Raw genomic sequence first — 23,280 nt, 5'->3', positions numbered from 1 at the left:
TTACCAACACAATTTGACGTAGAACCAAAAAGAGTTAAGCAAAACGATAAAAAAGAAAGAAGTGTGAAACAAAAGTAGTTTTTACTTTTGTTTCACACTCCTTTCTTTTTTACGACTTTAAACTAACGTTCTAGTGAAATAGCACGTCCATTGTCGATGTATTGCGTATCGTTAACAGTATCGATTGTAAACTGTCCATTTTCGTAGGTCAGCTTGGTGACACTGCCATTTTCCAAGCCAATCTGCATTGGTAGACTAGTGTCGATCAAGGACAATAGGAATGAAATGGTCAGTCCATGAGAGACGATCATCACATTGCCACCGCCATTTTGTTCACGACGATGAGCCATATCTTCAAAGCCACTCCAAACTCGCTCACGAATTTTTTCGTAAGGCTCAGCCCAATTGGCAGTGTCAGCAGCAATAATAGCGTTAGCTAACTCTTTATAACTAATTCTGTTGGTCATCATATCTTCATAGTTGTTAAAGGCTAAAATTCTAGGGACAACACCCCAAAGTTCACCATCGTAACCGCCATCTAAAGAACCAAAACACCATTCACGAATACGACTATCAGTGCCATACGGTATAGCGGCGCCCTTTTGATGCTCCTGTAAAATAATCCGGGCGGTTTGCATCGCGCGTCCACTATCGCTAGAATACGCTTCTTTAAAATCAACCTCTTTTAAACCGAGTCCTAGATAATGAATGACTTCTTCCCCTTCTTTAGTCAAAGGTGTATCTGACCAACCTTGAGTTCGGCCAATCGTGTTGAACATGGTTTTACCATGACGGATAATATAAAGTGTTGTGGGTTTATTCATAAACTTTCCTCCTTGATTTAAACGTTATACGAAAAAATGTAGACAGATATTAGTTGAAAAAAGGATTGGTTTTCTTTTCATGCTCGATCGTTGTAGCATCGCCGTGTCCAGGATAAGCCGGGAATTCTTCTGGCAATGTAAACAGATACGTGTTAATACTGTGTAGTAATTGGTCCAAATCGCCTGTGTGTAAATCAGTTCTGCCGATACTACCTTTGAATAAAGCATCACCTGTAACAACAAAATCATCAAAAATAAAGCTGACACTTCCAATTGAGTGACCAGGAGTTGGTACGACAGAAAATCTGATCCCATCTAAGTCATAATCCGTTAATTCAAATTCTTTTTCTGCAGGCTGAACGACGATATTAGCGATATCATCATGACGCCCCAAACCAGATAAATTAAGAACAGGATCTGTAAGCCATTCTTGTTCTAACGGACTGACATAGACGGGTATTTTATACTGATGCCGCAAAGTTTCGACTGCACCGATATGATCATAGTGCGTATGCGTCAATAAAATTGCAATAGGTTTTTTCCCCGTCTTTTCAATTAAGTTCGCTATTTTTTCTGCTTCAGCACCTGGATCAATAATTAATAAACTTGATTCGTTATAAACTAGGTAACAATTTTCTTGGATTACGCCAGTTTGGATTCGTTCGATTTTCAGCATAGTTAGTTGCCTCCTATTAAATATGATTCTTCTTTAAGTATAACTCAACATCGTATAGAAACAAAAGACAGAGATGCTCTTTAAAAGCGTTTTTTTAGGTGACCAACACAAGTCATAGGTAAAGGGAGTTGTAGTTTACTTTTATTTTGCAATCAACCATAATAAAGGGAGTATACTTAATACAGGAATCAAAAGAGGAGCGTATCAGAATATGAAAAAAATAAATCAGTTTTTAACACAAATCCCAGCATTATTGTCGAGTAAAATTTCTATATTTATTTATCTCTTTCTTTTTTTCTATTTAGTTGTTTTTGCTGTGTTAACCATGTGGATTCCATTATTAAAAAATGTTCAACCCTCAGCCAATGTTCAGCTGATATTGGGCAATTATACTAATGTGCTGAGTGCTTTAGGTGCATCGTTGGCGGCTGGAAGTGGCACGATTATTCACCATAGCTTATCTACTTTACATAAAAAACATGATAAAATGCATGATGAGCTACAACAAACAATCGCTGAACTTCATAAAAAAATCGATCGTTTAGAGCGTCAAAAGTAGAGGAAGGTCAAGTAGAAATATATGACGATTTTAACAGATAAAAACGTAAACTGGCGAGAATATCAAAAGCAATTGATTGATCGCTTAGAAAAATATAAAACAAATAATTCGATTCATCTCGTTGCGCCACCTGGTTCGGGGAAAAACTATTTGGGCATTGAAATCGTTCGGCAGTTGGATCACAAGACATTGATTTTGGTTCCTTCACTTGTATTAAAACAACAATGGCTCAAGACGATTGAAACGGTTTTTTTGAAAGAAAAGACGGATCTGGCAGAACTCTCTGATTTGATCGATAGACCAAAAGAAATTACAGTTGAGACTTATCAAACAATTTACAGTCGTTTAATCAATGAGCCAAATTTTTTACAGAAAGAAAAAATCGCAGTTTTAGTCTTAGATGAAGCGCATCACCTAAAAAAAAGTTGGGGAGAACTGCTACTTCGTTTAAAAGCAGAGACCCCTGGGCTAGTGACGGTTTCTTTGACTGCCACGCCACCATACGATGCGAACTTGCAGGAATGGCAGCAATATCAGCTTTTAAATGGACCAATCGATGAAGAGATAAGTATTCCTCAATTAGTGAAAGAGCAAGTACTAGCGCCCCATCAAGACTATCTATATCTTATCTCAGCACCAAATGAAATTGTTGATCGTTATGAGCAGTTTATTCAACAGCAGGCACAAGTCGTAGAAACGATTGCTGCAAGTGACGAAATTGTTGACTATTTATTAGAGCAGTCATTTATTCAACAGCCAAAAGCAGAAGAAGGCTTTATTTATCAGTCTTTTGATATTTATTTGAGTTCGCTGATATTTTTGCAAATGCACGGCTATCAAATGACGGACGAACATTGGCAATTATTAGGAATTACGAAGTCGCAAGGAGAAAAAGTTTCGTTTCCAGTTTTTGAAACGCAGCATATGATCGATTTATTGACATATTTGTATGAGAAAAATCCCGATATGTTGCTATTTGATTACTTAGAAAAACAAGGATGGGTAGCGCAAAAACGACTACAATTATTCCCAGCATTTTCTGAAAAGATCTTAAATCAGGCACCAATTGAAAAAAAAGAAGCGATCGTTCGTATTTTACTTTGTGAATACGAAAAATTAGGGAATGAACTGTCAGGGTTAGTTTTGACAGATTTTATAAAAAAAGAAGTTCTTTTTGGAAAAAATGGGGAATTGGATTATGGTTTAATCCCAATTTTTGATAGTTTGGTGCCTTTTTTTGAAGAAGAACTAGCGTTAGCTGCCATTTGTGGTGAGTTTTTGATTGTTCCTAAAGCTTTGGCACCGTTTTTTTCTCAGGTTTCCAGCAAATCTAGTGAGCACCCATACTTTAATGTATACACGGTTATTTACCCAAATGAGCAAAATCGTGCGCAAGCACTAGCCATTTTGACGCGACTAGTGAATGAACAAACGATTCAATTGCTAGTAGGGACAAGTAGCTTGCTTGGGGAAGGCTGGGATTGTCCAGCTATAAATACGATTATTTTAGCAAATCAGTCAGTTTCTTTTGTTCAAACACAGCAGTTAAGAGGTCGAGGACTGCGTATCAACGGAAAAGGCAAGTCGACTAACATTTGGCATCTAGCTGTGGTGATTCCTGATCTTGAGTATGAAAAACAAATTGATGTCCGTCGGATCATGAAACGAATGGGCTATGTCTGTGGAGTAACATTCGAAACGCAGCCAGTAGTTGAAAGCGGAGTCGACCGTTTTAACTTGTTGAGTATTCAATCGGGGAAAGAGATTGCGGTCTATAATCAAGAAATGCTTTATTGGAGTGGGCAACGTAAACAGCTCCCTGTATTTTGGAAATCTGCATTGGAAAAAGGTAGTCATTTAACGATGCCTTTGATTATTCGAAAAGACCAAAAACAATCTGATATCAATGTTAAAACCTTGATTTTAAAGCCTAAGGTCGAATCCGATTCAGCTAAAAGAACACGAAATTATTGGATTGGTGCATCCGTTTTAACGCTCAGCGGGCTTTTGGCTACAGCCATCACTCCTGCTGTAGGGACGCTTATTTTAGGAATAGACGGAGCTGCTGTCTTATTCTTTCTCAACGAGAAAAAACTTACAGCAGCAGCATCTGAGTATTGGCGAAAAAAAATATGGCAAAAAGAAATCAAGCAAATTCGCAATTTTGCGCTTAGTATAATTGAGACATTCATAAAAATAGGGGCAATTGAACCTGACGCATTCGATCGAGTGACCATTGAAGCGACTGATCAGGAATGTCTTTGCTATCTTGCTCAAGCGGGGTATCAAGAAGAGAATTTGTTTCACGGAGCTATGAAAGAAGCTCTTTCTGACCTTCAGACGCCTCGTTACTTTATTGAGATGGGGGCGGGTAAAATTGTCGGTGTGCCCGAATTTTTTGCACGAAATAAGCAGACCGCGGAACTGTATCAACTGAGCATAAATCATTATTTTGCTGTTCGAAGTGAGTTGATATATTCTAGAACATTAAAAGGTAGGAAACGACTTGTACAAGCAAAAATCTCTATGACAAAATCTGCTGGGCGTTCAGCTCAAAAAGAAATCATCAGAAAAAGTATTTGGACTTAGGTTAATAAATAGTTTAGAGGTGTAAAACAAAAGTGAGCTTTTCTTTTGTTTTACACCTCTTTTGTGAACACTTGAAGTGCTAGCTGCTTTTGGCATTCATTCAGGTTAGAGAAAGGTCAATCCGTTGTTAATGTTCGTTATTTGGGGTTTTTATATCGTTTTTAGAAATTTTTTAATAAAAATATAGATTAAATCCGAATTATTGTATATAATGTTTTTGAATCGTTATGAGAGGAGTATTTATTTTGTTTAAATTAGTTGTAAAAGGAACGGCATTTTCTAGTATCGACTCAAAAAATGTAAAAGTTTTTGAGAATTCTTTATTTTGTATCTCCGAAGCAGGAATGATCGCCAAAATTATTTCGCCGGATCAAGAAGAATATGAAGCGACTATCCAAGAATATACATCAAAAAATAAATTTCAGGAGTTAGCGCACGATCAATATATCTTGCCTGGATTTATCGATCTTCATATCCATGCGCCACAATGGGCACAAGCAGGGACTGCGCTTGATCTGCCTTTGTATGAATGGCTTAATACCTATACTTTTCCATTAGAAGCTAAATTTTCTGATGTACAATTTGCAGAGCAAGTGTATTCGGATCTAGTGTCACAACTAATAAAAAACGGCACAACAACCGCTTTGTATTTTGCAACAGTTCATCGTGAGGCTAGTTTAAGATTAGCAGAAATCTGTAGTGAAAAAGGTCAAAGAGGGTTAGTCGGTAAAGTCGTAATGGATGATCAAGAGCAAAATCCAGAGTATTATCGTGATGCTTCGGCTACAACTGCTCTTGTAGAAACAGAATTGTTTATTCAAGAAGTGCTTGAGCTGAATAAACAAACTCCCCAAGGCGTTTACCCAGTTGTGACGCCTCGTTTTATCCCGAGTTGTACAGATGATTCGTTGAAAGGGTTAGGAGCATTAGCAACTAAATATGATATTCATATTCAATCTCATTGTAGTGAAAGTGATTGGGCCCATACTTTTGTACAAGAGCGATTTGGTAAAAATGATGCATATGCTTTAAATGATTTTGGACTGATCACAGAAAAATCTGTTATGGCTCATTGCGGTTTTCTTTCAGATGATGATATGAAATTATTTGCTGAAAAAGGGACAGCTGTTGCCCATTGTCCAATTTCTAATGCTTACTTCGGAAATGCAGTGACACCAATTGCCAGATTGCTCAATGACTATCAAGTAGAAACAGGTCTGGGCAGTGATATTTCTGGTGGTTTTTCTCCAAGTTTATTTGATAATATCAGACAGGCAGTTATGTCCTCTAGAATGCTGAATGATGGTGTAGATAAGGACTGCTGTGGTGAAAAACGCGGTGTTTCAGGATCAAGTATTACTTTAAATGAAGCTTTTTATCTAGCAACTGCAGGTGGCGGTGAATCATTGAGTCTGCCTATTGGTAAACTAGCAGTTGATTACATTTGGGATGTTCAAATCGTTAACACTAAAGAGTTGCCGCTTTTTTCAGATGAAGAACCTTTACTGACTATTTTTCAAAAAATTCTTTATCTAACGCGTCCTGAAAGTATTGATGAAGTTTGGATCCAAGGCAAAAAAGTGCATGATAAAAATAAGAAAGAGCTAGAGGTGCAAGAATAAAATGACCGAAAATCAAGTGAAAGCATCAAAATTAACGGTAGGACCAAATGATGACTTATCAATAGGACAATCAGCACTATTAGGAATTCAGCATGTGTTAGCAATGGATGTGTACGTTGTCCCATTCATTATTGCATCGATCATCGGATTGACCACGAAAGAATCTTCTGCCTTGATCCAATCCACTTTTATTGCAGCAGGAATTGCTACGATCATCCAATCGTATTTTTGTATGAAACTTCCAGTAGCACAAGGACCTTCGTTTATCCCGATTGGTGCTGTTGCAGGGATTTATTTTGCCAATAATCAAAGTGGCAATGGCTGGGGCACTGTTTTAGGAGCTAGTTTAATTGGAGCTTTATTGGTCATTATTTTAGGTTTAACAGGTATCTTTAATCGTTTGATCAAAGCTTTTGTCCCACCTATTGTCGGTGGTACGATTATTTTTATTGTTGGCTTGTCATTGATGCCAGTCGCATTGAGCGATAATGTTTTTACAGCGTCTGGAGATTTAGGGCAAAATATTTTGCTAGCTGTGATTGCTGCGGCGTCCCTTGTTCTGTTTGCAATGATCGGTTCACGTTTTCCTGGGAAAGGGCGTATTTTTCGGATTTCTTCAGTTATTTTAGCACTAGTTATCGGTTGTTTAGCGGCACAATTTATGGGCATTCTGGATTTATCACAAGTTTCCACTGCGCAATTGATCAGTGTTCCTAAAATCCCGTTTGTTGATTTTCATTTTTCATTTGATTTGTCCTCTATTCTAACAATGGTCATTATTTACGTCGTTTTAATGGCGGAAACGACGGGTACTTGGTTTGCGGTCAGCAATGTTTGCGAGGAACCTTTGACAGATGAGAATATCAATCGAGGCGTAGTTGGCGAAGGCATCGGTTGTTTCATCTCATCTATGCTTGGGACAACTCCTGTTACTGGTTATTCGACAAATGCTGGAATCATCTCAATCACAGGGGTTGCCAGTAAAAAGGTCTTTGTAGCGGCCGGTGCCTGGTTTGTGGTATTTGGATTATCAGGCAAATTATCTACATTGATTTCATCGATCCCTTCTCCTGTAATTGGCGGTGTATTTGTGATTGTTTGCGGGATCATTTCAATTAGCGGAATCAAAGTGATTAAGGAAGTAGAAATCAGTGAAAAGGAAATGTATGTCATTGCGATTCCAATGATTTTAACATTGGCATTGACCTTAATACCTAAAGAGTTTATTCAATCACTGCCTCAATTTTTACAATATTTATTTGGCTCCTCTGTAGCAACAGCGTCGATTGCAGCGATACTATTGAATCGCCTGTTACCAACTGAAAAAGTTGCGGAACAAGTCCTTGTGCAAGAGGAAGTAAAGTCAGTTTAAAAAAGGATAATTTAACCTAAACCCGAACATTGAGTGTTAATTCTATTGTTTTTCGGTATTTACCTTTGACTTTTATAAATGAATAGTGTAAATTAGCATAGGTGTTTGAAAATGCGAACTATTTCAAGATTCATGTTCGTGTTTTTGCGTGTTTTAATAGAATTTGCTAGGAGGCAATAGAGTATGAAAGTTTTTGATTACGAAGATGTCCAATTGATTCCCAATAAGTGTATTGTAGATAGTCGTTCTGAATGTGATACAGTTGTGAAATTAGGTAAGCATACCTTTAAAATGCCGGTGGTACCAGCTAATATGCAGACCATTATTGACGAAGAAATTGCAGAATTTTTAGCGAAAAATAATTATTTTTATATCATGCATCGCTTTGACGAAAATGCTCGAATTCCCTTTATTGAAAAGATGAACGCTAAAGGATTGATTACTTCAATCAGCGTCGGGGTCAAAGAGGCTGAATATGGTTTTGTTGAGGAGTTAGCTAAACGTGGTTTAGTTCCTGATTACGTAACGATTGATATCGCTCACGGTCATTCAAATGCAGTGATCAATATGATTCAACACTTAAAAAAACATTTACCAGACACTTTTGTTATCGCTGGAAATGTGGGAACACCAGAAGCAGTTCGTGAATTGGAAAATGCTGGAGCCGATGCAACAAAAGTTGGAATTGGTCCTGGTAAAGTTTGTATCACAAAAATCAAAACAGGTTTTGGTACTGGCGGCTGGCAATTAGCGGCGTTGCGTTGGTGTGCTAAAGCAGCTAGAAAACCAATTATCGCAGACGGTGGTATTCGGACGCCAGGAGATGTTGCGAAATCTGTTCGATTTGGCGCGACTATGGTAATGATTGGCTCATTATTTGCGGGTCATGAAGAATCACCAGGTGAAACGAAAGTCGAAAATGGTGTCGTTTATAAAGAATACTTCGGCAGTGCTTCGGAGTTTCAAAAAGGTGAAAAGAAAAACGTCGAAGGCAAGAAAATCTGGATTCAACATAAAGGCAGCTTAGCTGATACGTTAGTTGAAATGCAGCAAGATTTACAGTCGTCAATCTCTTATGCCGGCGGGCGTGATCTTGAAGCAATTCGTAAGGTAGACTATGTAATTGTGAAGAATTCAATTTTTAATGGTGATACAATTTAATCATAAAAAAAGAAGCGTGGTTCTAGGCTTCTTTTTTTTATGATTATTTTTACTTTACCTGTCGTAGTAATCATGGTATAGTAATTACAACGACAGACGTAGTACGTTAGATGGAGTAATTGGAGGTGATTCAATGATCGGCAGCGATGCAATCAGAGGCTATAATGATACATTCATTTTATCTGTATTGCAGGAAGGTGATTCATATGGTTATGCAATTTCTAAAAGAATCACAGAAATTTCTGAAAATAACTATTCAATTAAAGAGACGACATTGTATTCAGCTTTTAACCGTTTAGAGAAAAATGGATTTATCCAATCTTTTCCTGGACAAATTACGCATGGTAAAAAGAGAACATATTATAGAATCACATCTTCTGGGCAAGCTTATTTAGAAGAAAAAATAGCGGAGTGGGTACTGACGAAAAAAGTAGTTGAGCGTTTTATCAAGGAGGAAAAATAATGAAAACCATTAAAGATTATATCGACAGTTTATTTTTAGGAATAACTGAAACGAGTCAAACAAAACAATTAAGAGAAGATCTATTAGCCAGTGCAGAAGATCGCTATGAAGATCTAAAAGGTCAAGGGAAATCTGAAAATGAAGCAATTGGTAGCGTGATATCGGAGTTTGGCTCGATTGATGAATTGCTAGAAGAAATGAATATAAAACAAGATTTTATGGATGAAAAAGGCTATGAGCTAAATGAAATTACAATGGATGAATCGCTGGATTTCCTTAAGATTCATCACAGAGCAGCTACACTGATTGGTATAGGCGTGATGGCAATCATCCTAGGAGTTGCAGCTCTTTTTTTAAGTATGACATTATATGGTGGAAATGCTGTATTGTTTGGAGTATTATTTATTCTTTTAGGGGTAGCAATTGGAGTTCCGCTATTTATCATTGCAGGAACCAGTATAACCAATACGAATAAAAAATTAGATGATCGTTTTATACCACTTCAAGTAAAAAACGAAGTAAAGAAAAGAAAAGATGCTTTTCAGCGCTCATTTATTTTTTGTATGGTAGCTGGAGTTGCGTTATGTATTTTATCTGCAATTCCTGTTGTTTTGTTTACTACTGTGTACGATGCAGTTTTTTTTGGAGTTGCTTGTTTGCTGCTATTGGTTTCATTTGGCGTTTTCTTCTTTATTTTTGGCGGCGTGATTATGGGCAGTTTTACTAGGATGCTTGAGCATACCTATTTTATTTCAGATGAAGCTAAGTTAGGGCCAAGGGCTAAAGCGGAACGGAACAGTAAAAGTCCAGTCTGGTTACAAACACTTGAAAAGATCTATTGGCCGATAGTAACGGCGATCTATTTGGTACAAAGTTTTCTCTTTGGAAGTTGGGGAACAAGCTGGACTATTTTTCCAGTAGCTGGCATCGCTTTTTGGATACTAGAAAGTATTTTTACAAATAATGAATAAAAAATGCTCCGCTTATTTTGGAAAATATCCAGAATAGGCGGAGTTTCTTATACAAATAACTAAAATGATTGCCTTGAAAAAATGACGTTCATTGCTTTTTTTAATGGAAAATAAACGAGCGTCACAATCACGATAGTTGTGACAACATTGATCAGAGTTGCTGGCAATTTAGATAGTCCACTTGCAAAAGCGACAGTAAAATCAGCGCCTGCAAGAAGGCCCATTACAGTATTTTTCAGTTGAGTCATAATAATTTTAGCAATTCCTGTTACAGATGCGATGACAATGACTTTCCAAAAAGTATCAATATTGTGATGGAAAAATAAAATCATAAAAGCTGCAGCACCGCCGACAATAAAACTTTCTAAAATAAAATAAGGCGCTTCTGCAGCAAATCCATTCAAAACATCAAAAATAGCGAAGCCTAATCCACCTGCTAACGCTCCTTTTTTATAGCCAATCAAAAGGACAGCTAACAACAATACAGAGTTACCCAAATGAGCGAATGCTCCCGTCGGCATAGGAATTTTGATCATTGTTCCCAGTACGGTTAAGGCTGCAAATAAGCCAACCAAAACAATCGACGTTGTTGAGTGTTGTTTATTCATTCTACCACTCCTTATTTTTCTGTCATTCGTTCTTCAGCGTGATTATAGGCACCATGCCATACGTGCCCCAAAAATGGATTGATTTTTTGTCCATTTTTGATTGCAGCTGCCACAAATTTTTTGGCAAGAGCAACAGCATCTTGAACAGAATAGCCTTTTGCAAGACCGGCCGTTACAGCTGCTGCAAACGTACAGCCTGCTCCATGATTATAATCCGTTGGGAATAGTTCATTTTCAAAGAGAGTAAAGTCAGTTCCGTCATAAAAAAGATCGATTGCTTTATCTGTTTTTAGTCGATGCCCGCCTTTTATGACAACAGTTTTAGGTCCTAAATCAATGATTTTTTTAGCTGCTTCCTTCATTTGATCGATAGAAGTTAAATCACCCATTCCTGATAAAATGCCTGCTTCGACTAAGTTAGGTGTGGTTACAGTCGCTTTTGGTAGCAGTAAACGAGTCATTGCGGCTACATTTTCTGGTTGTAATAATTCACTTGTTCCCTTACAAGCCATGACAGGATCGATTACGATATTATCCATAGCAAATTTATCAATATAAGTCCGAGTGATCTCAATAGCTTCAATTGTACCCAACATACCTGTTTTCATTGCATCCAGAGCGCCACCAGCAAATATTGTTTTTAACTGTTTCTCAACTAAATCTGGTTCAATCGGAGTAACTAGATGACTCCAACCTTCATCAGGGTCCATCGTCACAATACTTGTTAAAGCTGAAAAACCAAATGTTCCATATTCTTCAAATGTCTTAAGATCCGCTTGAATCCCTGCACCGCCGCTAGAATCCGAACCAGCAACTGTTAATACTTTTTTTACCATTTTCTAACCTCTATTCAAAATATTTTGATATATGTATTGTAAAACAAACATAAGTTGACAAAAACAGCCAATTGGGTTATTTTCAGGTCATCCAATTGCTGCGAATCACGGAGAACGAAGTGATTCGATGATGAGCAGTACAAGACGACCAAAGGGAGAGTTGTTCCTTAGTATTGAATCACGGAGAACGAAGTGATTCGATGATGAGCAGTACAAGACGACCAAAGGGAGAGTTGTTCCATAGTGTTGAATCACGGAGAACAAAGTGATCNTAGTATTGAATCACGGAGAACGAAGTGATTCGATGATGAGCAGTACAAGACGACCGAAGGGAGAGCTGTTCTCTGATCTCATCCTCATCAGATTATACAAATCAGCAACAAAGAATACCTGCTAAAACTATAAAAATAGCTACAAAAAAACAAAGACAGCTACACTATTCAAAAAAACAGGAGGCAAAAAAATGTGGTCACTAAAAAAAGAAAAAGGCGTACCAGTATATGTAAGTATCATCGAACTAATTCTCTCCTACATAAAAAACGGCGATCTTCTACCGGGTGAACGTTTACCTTCAGAAAGAAAATTAGCAAATTATTTTCAAGTCAATCGTTCCACGGTCGTACACGCGTTAGACGAGCTTGTTTCTTTAGGTTGGATTATCAGAAAACAAGGTAGCGGAACGATCGTCAATGAAGGGAAGTGGGGGATCAGCACAACACCAAGAACAGACTGGCGTCGTTACCTAGAACAAAATGCTTTTGCTAAAGTTGATCCCTTTACTGAACAAATCGAATGGCTGATCAAGCAATCGAATGAACACGTCTTAGATTTATATACAGGAGAATTGCCAATGGATTTGATCCCAAGTTTCTCATTTCCACCATTGACATGGAAACACTTTTTAGAAGAAGAGCAGCAAGATGACTTAGGTTATCTGCCACTGAGACAATCAATCAGCCATGAGACTGAAAAAGACTATGGCTTTTTACTGCCACCAGAAAGTCTTTTAATTACGTCTGGTGCACAGCAAGCACTATTTTTAATTTTGCAAGTATTGCTTCAATCAGGGGATAGTGTTGCGATCGAAGATCCGTCATTTCTTTATGCGCTTCCAATTTTCCAGGCCGCTGGAATTCGTTTATATGGTGTGAAGCTGGATCAAGAAGGCATCAATCTTGAGTCACTTGAAAAAGTAATTCGGCAACACCGGATCAAAATGGTCATGGTCAACCCATCATTTCAAAATCCTACAGGTAAGACAATGACGATGAGACGAAGAAAAGCCTTAGTTGCGCTATGTCAAGACTACCAAATACCAATTTTGGAAGATGACGTTTTCGCCAAATTAAATTTCGATTCGGCAGATCAAACTCCACCGCTAAAAAAATTAGATCCAGAAAATGTGCTATATATTGGCTCTCTTTCGAAAATCTTAGGCTCCACGACGAAAATCGGCTGGCTAAGTGCCCCGACATCTGTCAATCAACAGTTAGCTGAAGCACGGAAGATGATGGATTTTTCCTTAAGTATTTTCCCGCAATTACTAGCAAATTTGGCCTTAACAAATGCAGACTTTCCCCAAAATGTTGTTTATCTAAAGCAAACCTTAGAACAACGAGGCAAAGCTGTATTTGAAGTGATTGATCAAATGGTAGAGTGGGAAGTGACTATGCCTAAAGGTGGCTTTTATATATGGGCAAAATGGAAACAAGGAAATCTACGACAAAAAGACTGGTCCATTTTTTTACAAGAAGGATTATTGATTGCACCAAGTTTCTTTTTTAGTGAAAAACAGGATAGCATTCGGATCAATTTCTCTAGAGTAGACGAAGCAAAACTACCAATATTTAAAGAAAAATTGCTAAAAATCACACAAAAAATTCGGTTTGATTCAAATACAATGTGATAAAATAGTAGTAAAATGGAGGGATTTACTATGAACGATACAATCGAGTTATTAAAAAATCGCCGCAGTTATCGTGATTTTGACGAGAATCATGTTATACCCAAAGAAGAGCTGCAAATGATATTGGATGCAGCCAGACAAGCGCCGAGTTGGATGAATGGACAGTTTTACAGCATTATTGTTATTCAGGACAAACACATTCGGGAACAATTGGTTAAATGGAATCCAGGAAATCCTCATATGTTGAAAAGCTCCGCCTTTTTACTTTTTGTGGGAGATCTTCATCGTACGAAAATGGTTAGCGAAGCTCATGAAAGTCCTTATCTTATAGAAGAGAGCGTTGAATCGATTATCTTGGCTACGACAGATGCTGCCTTAGCGCTTGAAAATGCTGTTATCGCAGCTGGAAGTTTAGAATTAGGCTCAGTTGTTGTCGGCAGTATCCGGAAACATGGCAAAGAAATCTGTCAATTATTAGGATTACCAGACAATACCATTCCGTTATTTGGATTAAGCATTGGAAAACCGATTGTTGAAATGAATGTTAAACCACGTTTACCGGAGGCTGCTGTTATTCATTATGATAAGTATCAGCCGTACACGTATTCTTTGATCGAAGAGTATAATACAACAATGGAAAAATTTGGTGAGGCAAGGGAAACGAAACGCTGGAGCCAAAAGTTTTCTGATTACTTTGCAGCTGAACCGCAAATGATCACAGATCAGCTATTACAATTGCAAGGCTTATTGAAGTAAGTAAAGTGTCGATTCTTTTTTAGGCATCGCTTTCCTCAAAAGCTCTGGAATGATATACTTACTAGTGGGTAAGAAAACAAATGAAAAAGAGGTGCTAACATGTCTTGGGAACAAGTCTATGAACAGTGGATAAATGAAGAAAACATACCAGAAAATTTAAAAACAGAACTAAAGGATTTAAAAAATGATCCTGAAAAATGCGAGGATGCTTTTTATGCGCCATTAGAATTTGGAACGGCAGGAATGCGCGGAATTCTTGGAGCAGGAATCAATCGGATGAATATTTTTACGATTCGTCAGGCAACTGAAGGTTTGGCACGTTTTATGGATGCCGAAGGACCCGAAACAAAACGTCGTGGTGTTGCGATTGCCTATGATTCTCGTCATATGTCACCAGAATTTGCGATGGAAGCGGCCAAAACTCTAGCACAACATGGTATTCCAGCATTTGTTTTTGAAAGTTTACGACCAACACCGGAACTGTCTTTTGCCGTGCGTTATTTAAATGCTTTTTCAGGGATTATGATCACCGCCTCCCACAATCCAGCAGCCTATAATGGCTACAAAGTGTATGGTGCTGATGGTGGGCAAATGCCGCCAGCAGATGCGGATGCGTTAACGAAATATGTTCGTGGAATCGAAAATCCATTGAAAGTTGATGTACTACCTAGTGATCAAGCAAAAGAAAGTGATCTAATCACAATTATTGGTGAAGAAGTTGATGCTGCGTACTTAAAAGAAGTTAAGACAGTTACGATCGATCAAGAGCTGATCAACGAAATGGGCAAAGAGTTAAAACTTGTTTATACACCATTACATGGTACTGGAAAAATGTTAGGCGAAAAAGCTTTGAAACAAGCTGGTTTTAAAAAGTTTGTCCTTGTACCTGAACAAGCGATAGCCGACCCTGATTTTACAACGGTCAAGTCGCCAAACCCAGAAGAACATTCCGCATTTGAATATGCGATTCGTTTAGGTGAAAAAGAAGGAGCTGATTTGCTGATTGCAACTGATCCTGATGCCGATCGATTAGGAGCTGCTGTTCGTTTACCGAATGGAGAATATCAAGTGTTGACAGGAAACCAACTTGGCTCAATCATGATTCAATATATTTTGGAAGCTCATAAGCAAGCTGGAACATTACCAGAAAATGCTGTTGTTTTAAAATCGATTGTGTCTAGTGAATTAGCTACAGCGATTTCAGCAAAATATAAGACAAAAATGGTCGATGTTTTAACTGGATTTAAATTTATAGCAGAAAAAATCGAACAATATGAAGCCGACCACTCTCAAACATTTATGTTTGGGTTTGAAGAAAGTTATGGTTATCTTGTAAAATCATTTGTTCGTGACAAAGATGCTATCCAAGCGCTGGTTTTATTGGCAGAGGTTGCTGCTTTTTACAAGAAACAAGGAAAAACATTATACGACGGTTTACAAGATATTTTTAAAGAATATGGTTATTTTGAAGAAAAAACAATTTCGGTTACATTGAGTGGTATTGAAGGTAGCGAAAAGATCAAAGCCTTGATGAAAAAATTCCGTGAAGAAGCACCGGCTTCATTTGCTGGTATTAAAGTGATCCAAACAGAAGATTTCAAAGAATTAACAAGAACATCAGCTGATGGGAAAATTGAAACATTAACGACACCTCCAGCAGATGTATTAAAGTACTTTTTAGAAGACGGAAGTTGGATTGCTATACGTCCGTCAGGAACAGAACCTAAAATCAAATTTTACTTGGCAACAAAGGCTGCTTCACAGGCTGAAGCTAATCAAAAAATCAGTGATTTTGAACAAGCTGTTAATGCACTAACTAAATAAATGACTGGGACTGAAAAGCCGGATCAAGGCATTATTCGGTCCTTTCATTTTTTAAAATTTTAAGGAGTGATAGTATGAATATTGGATTTATCGGAGCTGGACACATGGGTAGCGCAATGATCGAAGGTCTTTTAAATGCTAAAACAGTAGTACCAGAAAATTTATTTGTTAAAGGCGGATCAAGTGGTACGGCTGAAGTCTTACAGAAAAAGCTAGGTTTTCAATTGATCAAAGAATATGATGCATTTAAAGAATGCAATATTATTTTTATTGCGACAGGTGCAAACCTTGTTTTAGAGATCTTAAAAGAGGCGGCGCCGTTTATATCTGAAGAAACAATCCTGATTTCGGTTGCTACAGGACATACTGTAGAAGATGCCCAAGCAGTATTAGGCAGTAACATTCATGTTGTTCATGCTATTCCCAACACACCTGTCAGTGTTAATGCAGGAATGATCGGAGCTGTTTTCGCAAAAGAGATGCCAGATGCAGTAAAAGCTGAAGCAATGCATGTCTTGGAATCGTTAGGGAAAGTAGAAGAAGTCAGTGAAAGTCTTCTTGGAACATTCGGCACAGTGGCTGGTTGTAGCCCTGCGTTTGTGGATATATTTATGGAAGCTTTAGCGGATGGCGCTGTATTAGAGGGAATGCCACGGAATCTGTCCTACGAAGTCGTTGCACAGATGATGCTAGGTTCTGCCAAATTAGCGATCAAAACAAAAAAACATCCAGGCGAATTAAAAGATGGTGTGACGTCACCAGGCGGCAGTACGATCAAAGGTGTGACAGCTTTGGAGAAAAATGGCTTTAGATATGCAGTGATTGATGCTATTAAACAAGCAAACAGTTAAAATTGAAGACAAAATAGGAAGATGCTAAGTGAAAGGCTGAATATAAGAGTAAATAGAAACTAAAATTTATTCGACGTCCTATTCAAAATATTTGTTACTAAGCGATTGCTCAAAAAAAGCTACCGCTTAGTAGCCTCTTTTTTTAATCTGATGAAAGAAAAGATCTAGCCTCTTTTGACAAAAATTTGCTATAATAGGCAAGAGGAAAATACGAAAGGAAGCTCAGCGATGAAAGAGATAGATGAGATCCAAAAAGTAAGTCAATTATACAAAGTGTTGAGTGATCCAACCAGATTACGAATTTTGCTTTTGCTAAAGCAAGGGGAGCTAAATGTTACGGCAATCGGTGAGCAGCTCTCGATGGAGCAATCGGCCGTTTCTCACCAATTAAAATTGCTACGAGACAGTCATGTCGTAAGATCAAGACGAGAAGGAAAGACGATTTATTACACATTGGATGATCATCATGTGATCGACATACTCAATCAAACGTTCGAACATATCAAACACCAATAACTCACCTTTTCTTTGATTCCCTTCGGAAATTCTAAGAAAAGGCTAGTTTTTTTTATGTCAGTTGGGTATACTAGAAACATGTTTTATTAGAATAAGATGAAATGTTTCTAATTTTATAGTTGGAGGAATAAGAATGAAGGACAAATTGAAAATTGGTTTACTTGGACTTGGTACGGTAGGGTCTGGTGTACCAACGATTTTACAAGAGCATCAAGAAAAAATTTCTCAAGTGACGGGAATGGAAATCGCTATTTCAAAAGCGCTTGTACGTGACGAAGCAGAAAAAAAATGTCTGGCTGAGAAGTTTGATATTCAGCTGACGACAAACATTGATGACATCATCAATGATGATGAAATCAAAATTATTGTAGAATTGATAGGAAAAGTTGAACCAGCTAAAACCTTCATTACCAAAGCACTAGAAAATGGCAAACATATCGTAACAGCAAATAAGGATCTTTTAGCACAACATGGCAGTGAGCTAGTAGCCTTAGCACAAAAGAATCACTGTGATCTATATTACGAAGCAAGTGTCGCTGGTGGCATACCTATTTTACGAACGATTGCCAATAGTTTAGCAGCCGACAATATTCAAAAAGTGTTAGGAATCGTTAATGGAACGACGAATTATATGCTGACACAAATGGTTTCTGAGAAAAAATCTTATGAATTGGCTTTAAAAGAAGCCCAAGAATTAGGCTTTGCTGAATCTGATCCAACCAATGATGTGGACGGAATTGATGCTGCGTATAAGATGGTTATTTTAAGTCAATTTGCGTTTGGGATGAATATTAGCTTGAATCAAGTAGATACACGTGGTATTCGTGGATTATCGCTAGACGACGTTGAAATGGCAGCTCAATTGGGCTATGAAGTAAAATTGATTGGTTCTTCAGAGAATCAAGAAGGCAGTATTGCAGTAGAAGTTGGACCGATGTTGGTAGCAAAATCACATCCAATCGCTTCTGTCCGTAATGAATTTAATGCAGTCTTTATTGAAAGCTCAGGTGTTGGTGAGTCAATGTACTATGGTCCAGGAGCAGGAGCCAAACCAACTGCGACAAGTGTGGTGAGTGATATTATCACGATTGCTAAAAATATACGTTTGGCTACGACGGGTCACATGTTTAATTCCTACCAACATGACACGAAATTGGCTGCAGACGACACGATTTCCGGGAAATACTATTTTTCGATTGAAGTCCCAGACCGCCGTGGTCAAATTTTAAAATTGACTCAAATTATGACCGAAGCAAACGTTAGCTTTGATCAATTAGTTCAGCAAAAATCTGATGGTACCAGAGCTAGGATCGTTGCAATCACGCATACAATTACAAAAGAACAAATGAAGCAAGTGACAAAAGAAATCAAGCAAGTAGCTGAATTTGAATTATTAAATACATTCAAAGTATTGGAGGATTAAAGAAATGTACGAAGGCTTATTAAAACAATATAAAGAATATTTACCTATTACAGAAAAAACACCAATGATTTCATTAGCAGAAGGAAATACACCGTTGATCCCATTGCATAGTTTATCTAAAGAATTAGGTATCACGCTATATGGAAAATATGAAGGCTTAAATCCAACAGGTTCATTTAAAGACCGCGGTATGGTCATGGCTGTTGCTAAAGCAGTTGAAGAAGGAGCGAAAGCGATTGTTTGTGCTTCAACTGGTAATACAAGTGCCGCTGCCGCTGCTTATGCGACTAGAGCGGGTGTTAAAGCCTATGTTGTGATTCCAGATGGGAAAATCGCAATGGGCAAACTGGCTCAGGCAATCATCTATGGCGCTGATATTATCTCGATTCCAGGGAATTTTGATGAAGCCCTAAAAGCTGTTCGTGATATTGCTGAAACAGAAGCAGTTGCATTAGTTAACTCAGTCAATCCTTATCGTCTAGAAGGTCAAAAAACCGCAGCCTTTGAAGTCTGCGAACAACTTGGACAAGCACCAGATGTTTTAGCGATTCCAGTTGGAAATGCAGGAAACATATCTGCATATTGGAAGGGATTCAAAGAATGGCATGAGAAAAAAGGGACTCTTTTACCTAGAATGCATGGCTTTGAAGCGGAAGGAGCGGCTGCAATCGTAAAAGGTGAAGTGATTGAACAGCCTGAAACCATTGCAACAGCTATTCGCATCGGTAATCCTGCCAGCTGGAAGTTAGCGGAAGCCGCGCGTGATGAATCACAAGGACATATTGATTCTGTAACAGATGAAGAAATCTTAAACGCTTACCGCAAAGTTGCCGCACAAGATGGCGTATTTGTGGAACCAGGTTCAGCAGCTTCTCTAGCTGGTGTGATTCAACATGTGAAAAGTGGCAAGATCAAACCAGGTGAAACGGTAGTAGCAGTATTCACTGGTAATGGATTGAAAGATCCTGATACAGCGATCAATGCAACAGATGTAAAAATCTCTAAAATGAGTGATTTAGAAGAGATGCGCATGCACCTACGTAATGGAGTGTCAGCACTATGAAAATAAGAATTCCCGCAACCAGTGCAAATTTAGGTCCGGGTTTTGACTCATGCGGTATTGCTCTTTCACAATATCTTAATATTGAAGTGCTGGAAAGCGCGCAAGAGTGGCAAATCAAACACTCCCTAGGTGCGGATATTCCCAGTGATGAAACGAATCTATTAATTCAAACTGCGCTGAAGATAGCACCTGATCTTGCACCTAAAGTGCTAAGGATGACGTCTGATATTCCTTTAGCTAGAGGATTAGGCAGTAGTTCTAGTGTAATTGTTGGCGGAATTGAACTTGCCAATCGTTTAGGGAATTTAAATTTATCGCAAAAAGAGAAGGTTCAGATTGCGACAGAAATTGAAGGACATCCTGACAATGTTGCCCCAGCAATTTGCGGTGACTTTGTTGTTGCCAGTTACGTTGATGATGAAGTCTATTCGGTTAAACATCATTTTCCACTATGTGACGTGATTGCTTATATTCCTGATGACCAGTTATTAACATCTGAGAGCCGTAGTGTGCTCCCAACTTCGATGCCTTATAAAGAAGCAGTAAAGGCCAGCTCAATTGCAAATGTAATGATTGCTGCAATTTTAAATGGAAATTTACCTCTAGCTGGACTTATGATGGAAAAAGATCGCTGGCATGAAGCATATCGCAAAAAACTAGTGCCGCATTTGGATCACATCCGTTCTATTAGTCGTAACATTGGAGCCTATGGGGCATTTTTAAGTGGAGCAGGTCCTACAGTTTTAATTTTGTCCCCTGAAGAAAAAACAGATCAGATGGTTCAAGAACTAGGAAAATTACCAATTTCGGCTTCGATTAACGTTTTATCGATTGATCAAGAGGGAATTCAAGTGTTTTAACTAAAAAAACTAAGTGCCTGATTGAGAAAAATCTCATGGCACTTAGTTTTTTTGCATGATTAAGCTTCTGGTGATTCAGTTGCATAATAACTATGATCTTCCAGATTTAAAGCATTTAAAATCATAGAAGCAGTCTCCTCAATAGATAAAGAAGCAACGTTAATGACGACACAGCCTAATTTTTCATATAAATCATTAGCAAAAGCTAATTCTTTTCTAATTTTTTCAATATCTGAATAAGAAGTATTAGCGGGTAGCCCATAAGTTCTCATGCGTTCTTTTCTAATACCATTCAGGATATCGGGGTCATTAGTCAAGCCAACGATTTTTTTTGGATTCGTTTCCCATAGTTGTTTAGGTAAATGCGCTTCTGGGATCAAAGGTAAATTTGCAACTTTTAAATTTTTATTTGCTAAAAATAAGCTAAGCGGTGTTTTGGACGTTCTAGATACGCCAAGTAAAAGCACATCAGCTTCCAAGAAACCTCTGGGATCTTTCCCATCGTCATATTTCACGGCAAATTCCATTGCTTCGATTCGTTTAAAATAGTTTTCATTTAAATGATGCAAAGCGCCAGGTTCTCTGGTGGGAGCAACGCCAGTTAAACGCTCGATTTCAGCTACTGGTGGTGTTAAAATATCAAAATGATACATATTGTGCTCTTCAAAAAAATCATTGGCAATCTTTACCAAGCGATCATTAACGATCGTGTGCAAAACCATAGCATTTTCACGCTTGGCATCTTCAAGCGCTCTCCTCAATTTATCTTCTTCTTTCGCAAAGGTTCGTCTAAATAAAGAAAAGTCCACAGTGGGGTATTGAGCCATAGAAGCAGCTGCTAATTTTGAAGCTGTTTCGCCCGCTGAATCAGAAATAACGAAAATTGTCACACATTTTTTTGGTTCATTTGTGGTCATAGTATGATTCCTCTCTTGCTTTTTTTATAAATTTATTATACCATACCTTCATAAATCTTATTCGTAATGATTCTGATTTGAAAAATGGAGGCAAACAAATGACGCAATCAAATTCCAAAGTAGAACAATCACTAGCGGTGATGAAAAAACATGGATTGAAATACACGAAAAAAAGAGAAGCGATGATTACCTATTTGATTAGAAGAAATCGCTACATTTCTGCAAGAGAAGTTTATGAATTTATGAACCAAGAGTATCAAGGGGTCAGTTACGATACCATTTATCGAAACCTTCATGATTTTGAAACATTAGATCTACTGGAGACAACTGATCTAAATGGAGAAAAAAAGTTTCGTTTTCATTGTTGTCAAGAAGTAGGCCATCACCATCATTTTATTTGTACGGTTTGTGGAAAAACAAAGGAGATTCATATGTGCCCGATGGATTTTTTCAAAGAACAATTAAGTGGATGCGAAATCGAAGGGCATCGATTTGAGATTTTTGGCCGCTGTGAAGAGTGTCGATGATCGTTTTTTTCAGAAAAAAGTATGAATATTACAAAAGTGTGTAAAACTTTACTCATTTTGGTACTTTTTTGTGCATTTTTTCAATACAAAGGTTGACGTTAAAATAACCATTCGATATAATGTACAAAGAACGGTATTTTATTTATGTTGAATAACTCATAAATATAAAAAACGGTTACTTTTTAAGCTCGGAGGGAGGGAATTAACATGTCAAAAACTGTCGTTCGTAAAAACGAATCTCTTGACGATGCTCTTCGTCGCTTCAAACGTTCCGTTTCAAAAGCGGGTACTTTACAAGAATCTCGTAAACGTGAATTCTACGAAAAACCAAGTGTAAAGCGTAAGAAAAAATCTGAAGCAGCTAGAAAACGTAAAAAATTCTAGTTTTCGATGAATTGGAGTTGGTTGTATGTCATTACTAACAACATTGAATGACGATATCAAAACAGCAATGAAGTCAAAAGATAAAGATACTTTATCTGTACTTCGTATGTTGAAAGCAGCCATTCAAAATGAGCAGATTAAAGCTAGCCGTGATTTGGACGGAGAAGAAGAGTTAACAGTTTTGTCTCGTGAGATGAAACAACGCAGAGACTCTTTATCAGAGTTTGAAAAAGCGGGACGTGACGATCTTGCTGACAAAGTAAAAATCGAAATCGCAATTGTTGAAAAATATATGCCAAAACAACTTTCAGAAGAAGAGATTCATCAGATTGTTCAGACGGCAATTGATCAGACCGGAGCGTCTTCACCAAAGGAATTTGGTAAAGTTATGGGTGCTGTGATGCCTAAAGTAAAAGGCAAAGCAGACGGCAATCAGGTCAATGCAATTGTAAAAGAATTACTACAAGAGAATTAGTCAATAAAAAAAGCCAGCGGATTTCCGTTGGTTTTTTTGTTCGAATAATCGATAAAACAACTGGAATAAAGGGCTCTTTGTCAACTAATGTTGGTAA

At 37.8% G+C, this 23,280-nt stretch carries 23 protein-coding genes; 18 read left to right on the top strand and 5 right to left on the bottom strand.

Features of this window, described 5'->3' with window-relative positions:
- Positions 1–122: 122 nt before the first annotated feature.
- On the bottom strand, positions 123–824 hold the full coding sequence (locus tag RV15_RS17775; RefSeq protein WP_071879333.1) for a histidine phosphatase family protein: 702 nt from the start codon (positions 822–824) through the stop codon (positions 123–125).
- Between the two features lie 49 nt (positions 825–873).
- A complete protein-coding gene (locus tag RV15_RS17770) occupies positions 874–1,500 on the bottom strand; it encodes an MBL fold metallo-hydrolase (protein ID WP_071879332.1) in 627 nt (208 codons plus the stop codon).
- 211 nt (positions 1,501–1,711) lie between these two features.
- Here RV15_RS17770 and RV15_RS17765 point away from each other — a divergent pair, with 211 nt between their 5' ends.
- The 7 genes from RV15_RS17765 to RV15_RS17735 all read left to right on the top strand — a co-directional run bounded on the left by RV15_RS17765 (position 1,712) and on the right by RV15_RS17735 (position 10,237).
- Positions 1,712–2,059 (top strand): hypothetical protein, encoded by a 348-nt coding sequence (locus tag RV15_RS17765; protein ID WP_071879331.1) that lies wholly within the window; start codon positions 1,712–1,714, stop codon positions 2,057–2,059.
- A 21-nt stretch (positions 2,060–2,080) separates the two neighbouring features.
- On the top strand, positions 2,081–4,648 hold the full coding sequence (locus RV15_RS17760) for a DEAD/DEAH box helicase family protein (protein WP_071879330.1): 2,568 nt from the start codon (positions 2,081–2,083) through the stop codon (positions 4,646–4,648).
- Positions 4,649–4,893: 245 nt separating this feature from the next.
- Positions 4,894–6,270 (top strand): guanine deaminase, encoded by a 1,377-nt coding sequence (guaD, locus tag RV15_RS17755; protein ID WP_139243060.1) that lies wholly within the window; start codon positions 4,894–4,896, stop codon positions 6,268–6,270.
- 1 nt (position 6,271) lies between these two features.
- Positions 6,272–7,642, top strand: coding sequence for a uracil-xanthine permease family protein (locus RV15_RS17750; RefSeq protein WP_071879328.1), 1,371 nt, complete (start codon positions 6,272–6,274; stop codon positions 7,640–7,642).
- A 183-nt stretch (positions 7,643–7,825) separates the two neighbouring features.
- Positions 7,826–8,803 (top strand): GMP reductase, encoded by a 978-nt coding sequence (gene guaC, locus RV15_RS17745; protein ID WP_071879327.1) that lies wholly within the window; start codon positions 7,826–7,828, stop codon positions 8,801–8,803.
- 133 nt (positions 8,804–8,936) lie between these two features.
- Positions 8,937–9,266 (top strand): PadR family transcriptional regulator, encoded by a 330-nt coding sequence (locus RV15_RS17740; protein WP_071879326.1) that lies wholly within the window; start codon positions 8,937–8,939, stop codon positions 9,264–9,266.
- Positions 9,266–10,237 (top strand): permease prefix domain 1-containing protein, encoded by a 972-nt coding sequence (locus tag RV15_RS17735; protein WP_071879325.1) that lies wholly within the window; start codon positions 9,266–9,268, stop codon positions 10,235–10,237. Before RV15_RS17740 ends, RV15_RS17735 begins: the two co-directional genes overlap by 1 nt.
- A 59-nt stretch (positions 10,238–10,296) precedes the next feature.
- On the opposite strand, the gene RV15_RS17730 is transcribed toward RV15_RS17735, so the two are convergent.
- Together RV15_RS17730 and thiD are read right to left on the bottom strand one after the other, a co-directional pair.
- Entirely contained in the window at positions 10,297–10,845 is a 549-nt protein-coding gene (locus RV15_RS17730) for an ECF transporter S component (protein ID WP_071879324.1), read from the bottom strand.
- Positions 10,846–10,856: 11 nt separating this feature from the next.
- Positions 10,857–11,681: a bifunctional hydroxymethylpyrimidine kinase/phosphomethylpyrimidine kinase gene (thiD, locus tag RV15_RS17725; RefSeq protein WP_071879323.1), complete on the bottom strand. Its 825-nt coding sequence runs from the start codon at positions 11,679–11,681 to the stop codon at positions 10,857–10,859.
- A gap of 463 nt (positions 11,682–12,144) precedes the next feature.
- Between thiD and RV15_RS17720 the strand changes: the two genes are divergently transcribed.
- The 8 genes from RV15_RS17720 to thrB all read left to right on the top strand — a co-directional run bounded on the left by RV15_RS17720 (position 12,145) and on the right by thrB (position 20,880).
- A complete protein-coding gene (locus RV15_RS17720; RefSeq protein ID WP_071879322.1) occupies positions 12,145–13,587 on the top strand; it encodes an aminotransferase-like domain-containing protein in 1,443 nt (480 codons plus the stop codon).
- 30 nt (positions 13,588–13,617) lie between these two features.
- On the top strand, positions 13,618–14,343 hold the full coding sequence (locus RV15_RS17715; RefSeq protein ID WP_071879321.1) for a nitroreductase family protein: 726 nt from the start codon (positions 13,618–13,620) through the stop codon (positions 14,341–14,343).
- Between the two features lie 99 nt (positions 14,344–14,442).
- On the top strand, positions 14,443–16,167 hold the full coding sequence (locus tag RV15_RS17710) for a phospho-sugar mutase (RefSeq protein WP_071879320.1): 1,725 nt from the start codon (positions 14,443–14,445) through the stop codon (positions 16,165–16,167).
- Positions 16,168–16,241: 74 nt separating this feature from the next.
- A complete protein-coding gene (gene proC / locus RV15_RS17705; protein ID WP_071879319.1) occupies positions 16,242–17,018 on the top strand; it encodes a pyrroline-5-carboxylate reductase in 777 nt (258 codons plus the stop codon).
- 228 nt (positions 17,019–17,246) lie between these two features.
- Complete coding sequence (locus RV15_RS17700; RefSeq protein ID WP_025868796.1) at positions 17,247–17,534, top strand: ArsR/SmtB family transcription factor; 288 nt, start codon at positions 17,247–17,249, stop codon at positions 17,532–17,534.
- A gap of 133 nt (positions 17,535–17,667) precedes the next feature.
- Complete coding sequence (locus tag RV15_RS17695; protein WP_071879318.1) at positions 17,668–18,957, top strand: homoserine dehydrogenase; 1,290 nt, start codon at positions 17,668–17,670, stop codon at positions 18,955–18,957.
- 4 nt (positions 18,958–18,961) lie between these two features.
- Positions 18,962–20,020 carry a threonine synthase gene (thrC, locus tag RV15_RS17690; RefSeq protein ID WP_071879317.1) on the top strand — a complete coding sequence of 353 codons (1,059 nt, stop codon included), beginning with the start codon at positions 18,962–18,964 and terminating at the stop codon, positions 20,018–20,020.
- The gene (thrB, locus tag RV15_RS17685) at positions 20,017–20,880 is read left to right on the top strand and encodes a homoserine kinase (protein ID WP_071879316.1); all 864 of its coding nucleotides are present in this window, start codon (positions 20,017–20,019) and stop codon (positions 20,878–20,880) included. Before thrC ends, thrB begins: the two co-directional genes overlap by 4 nt.
- 59 nt (positions 20,881–20,939) lie before the next feature.
- Here the strand turns inward: thrB and RV15_RS17680 are convergent, their stop codons facing one another.
- Complete coding sequence (locus RV15_RS17680) at positions 20,940–21,797, bottom strand: pyruvate, water dikinase regulatory protein (protein ID WP_071879315.1); 858 nt, start codon at positions 21,795–21,797, stop codon at positions 20,940–20,942.
- 98 nt (positions 21,798–21,895) lie between these two features.
- Here RV15_RS17680 and RV15_RS17675 point away from each other — a divergent pair, with 98 nt between their 5' ends.
- From RV15_RS17675 to RV15_RS17665, 3 genes are all read left to right on the top strand, one after another.
- Entirely contained in the window at positions 21,896–22,324 is a 429-nt protein-coding gene (locus tag RV15_RS17675; protein ID WP_071879314.1) for a Fur family transcriptional regulator, read from the top strand.
- Between the two features lie 207 nt (positions 22,325–22,531).
- Entirely contained in the window at positions 22,532–22,708 is a 177-nt protein-coding gene (gene rpsU, locus RV15_RS17670) for a 30S ribosomal protein S21 (RefSeq protein WP_002356740.1), read from the top strand.
- A gap of 25 nt (positions 22,709–22,733) precedes the next feature.
- Positions 22,734–23,183, top strand: a complete 450-nt coding sequence (locus RV15_RS17665; protein WP_025868801.1) for a GatB/YqeY domain-containing protein — start codon at positions 22,734–22,736, stop codon at positions 23,181–23,183.
- The last annotated feature ends 97 nt before the right edge of the window (positions 23,184–23,280 follow it).

Origin of the sequence: Enterococcus silesiacus (assembly GCF_001886225.1) — a bacterium.
Lineage (GTDB): Bacteria > Bacillota > Bacilli > Lactobacillales > Enterococcaceae > Enterococcus_L > Enterococcus_L silesiacus.
This window is presented reverse-complemented; position numbering and strand designations above follow the sequence as displayed.

Excerpts from the sequence above, each read along its gene's own strand:
- RV15_RS17775 (WP_071879333.1), bottom strand. The coding sequence starts at position 824 with ATGAATAAACCCACAACACTTTATATTATCCGTCATGGTAAAACCATG.
- RV15_RS17770 (WP_071879332.1), bottom strand. The coding sequence starts at position 1,500 with ATGCTGAAAATCGAACGAATCCAAACTGGCGTAATCCAAGAAAATTGT.
- RV15_RS17765 (WP_071879331.1), top strand. The coding sequence starts at position 1,712 with ATGAAAAAAATAAATCAGTTTTTAACACAAATCCCAGCATTATTGTCG.
- RV15_RS17760 (WP_071879330.1), top strand. The coding sequence starts at position 2,081 with ATGACGATTTTAACAGATAAAAACGTAAACTGGCGAGAATATCAAAAG.
- RV15_RS17750 (WP_071879328.1), top strand. The coding sequence starts at position 6,272 with ATGACCGAAAATCAAGTGAAAGCATCAAAATTAACGGTAGGACCAAAT.
- guaC (WP_071879327.1), top strand. The coding sequence starts at position 7,826 with ATGAAAGTTTTTGATTACGAAGATGTCCAATTGATTCCCAATAAGTGT.
- RV15_RS17740 (WP_071879326.1), top strand. The coding sequence starts at position 8,937 with ATGATCGGCAGCGATGCAATCAGAGGCTATAATGATACATTCATTTTA.
- RV15_RS17735 (WP_071879325.1), top strand. The coding sequence starts at position 9,266 with ATGAAAACCATTAAAGATTATATCGACAGTTTATTTTTAGGAATAACT.
- RV15_RS17730 (WP_071879324.1), bottom strand. The coding sequence starts at position 10,845 with ATGAATAAACAACACTCAACAACGTCGATTGTTTTGGTTGGCTTATTT.
- thiD (WP_071879323.1), bottom strand. The coding sequence starts at position 11,681 with ATGGTAAAAAAAGTATTAACAGTTGCTGGTTCGGATTCTAGCGGCGGT.
- RV15_RS17720 (WP_071879322.1), top strand. The coding sequence starts at position 12,145 with ATGTGGTCACTAAAAAAAGAAAAAGGCGTACCAGTATATGTAAGTATC.
- RV15_RS17715 (WP_071879321.1), top strand. The coding sequence starts at position 13,618 with ATGAACGATACAATCGAGTTATTAAAAAATCGCCGCAGTTATCGTGAT.
- RV15_RS17710 (WP_071879320.1), top strand. The coding sequence starts at position 14,443 with ATGTCTTGGGAACAAGTCTATGAACAGTGGATAAATGAAGAAAACATA.
- proC (WP_071879319.1), top strand. The coding sequence starts at position 16,242 with ATGAATATTGGATTTATCGGAGCTGGACACATGGGTAGCGCAATGATC.
- RV15_RS17700 (WP_025868796.1), top strand. The coding sequence starts at position 17,247 with ATGAAAGAGATAGATGAGATCCAAAAAGTAAGTCAATTATACAAAGTG.
- RV15_RS17695 (WP_071879318.1), top strand. The coding sequence starts at position 17,668 with ATGAAGGACAAATTGAAAATTGGTTTACTTGGACTTGGTACGGTAGGG.
- thrC (WP_071879317.1), top strand. The coding sequence starts at position 18,962 with ATGTACGAAGGCTTATTAAAACAATATAAAGAATATTTACCTATTACA.
- thrB (WP_071879316.1), top strand. The coding sequence starts at position 20,017 with ATGAAAATAAGAATTCCCGCAACCAGTGCAAATTTAGGTCCGGGTTTT.
- RV15_RS17680 (WP_071879315.1), bottom strand. The coding sequence starts at position 21,797 with ATGACCACAAATGAACCAAAAAAATGTGTGACAATTTTCGTTATTTCT.
- RV15_RS17675 (WP_071879314.1), top strand. The coding sequence starts at position 21,896 with ATGACGCAATCAAATTCCAAAGTAGAACAATCACTAGCGGTGATGAAA.
- rpsU (WP_002356740.1), top strand. The coding sequence starts at position 22,532 with ATGTCAAAAACTGTCGTTCGTAAAAACGAATCTCTTGACGATGCTCTT.
- RV15_RS17665 (WP_025868801.1), top strand. The coding sequence starts at position 22,734 with ATGTCATTACTAACAACATTGAATGACGATATCAAAACAGCAATGAAG.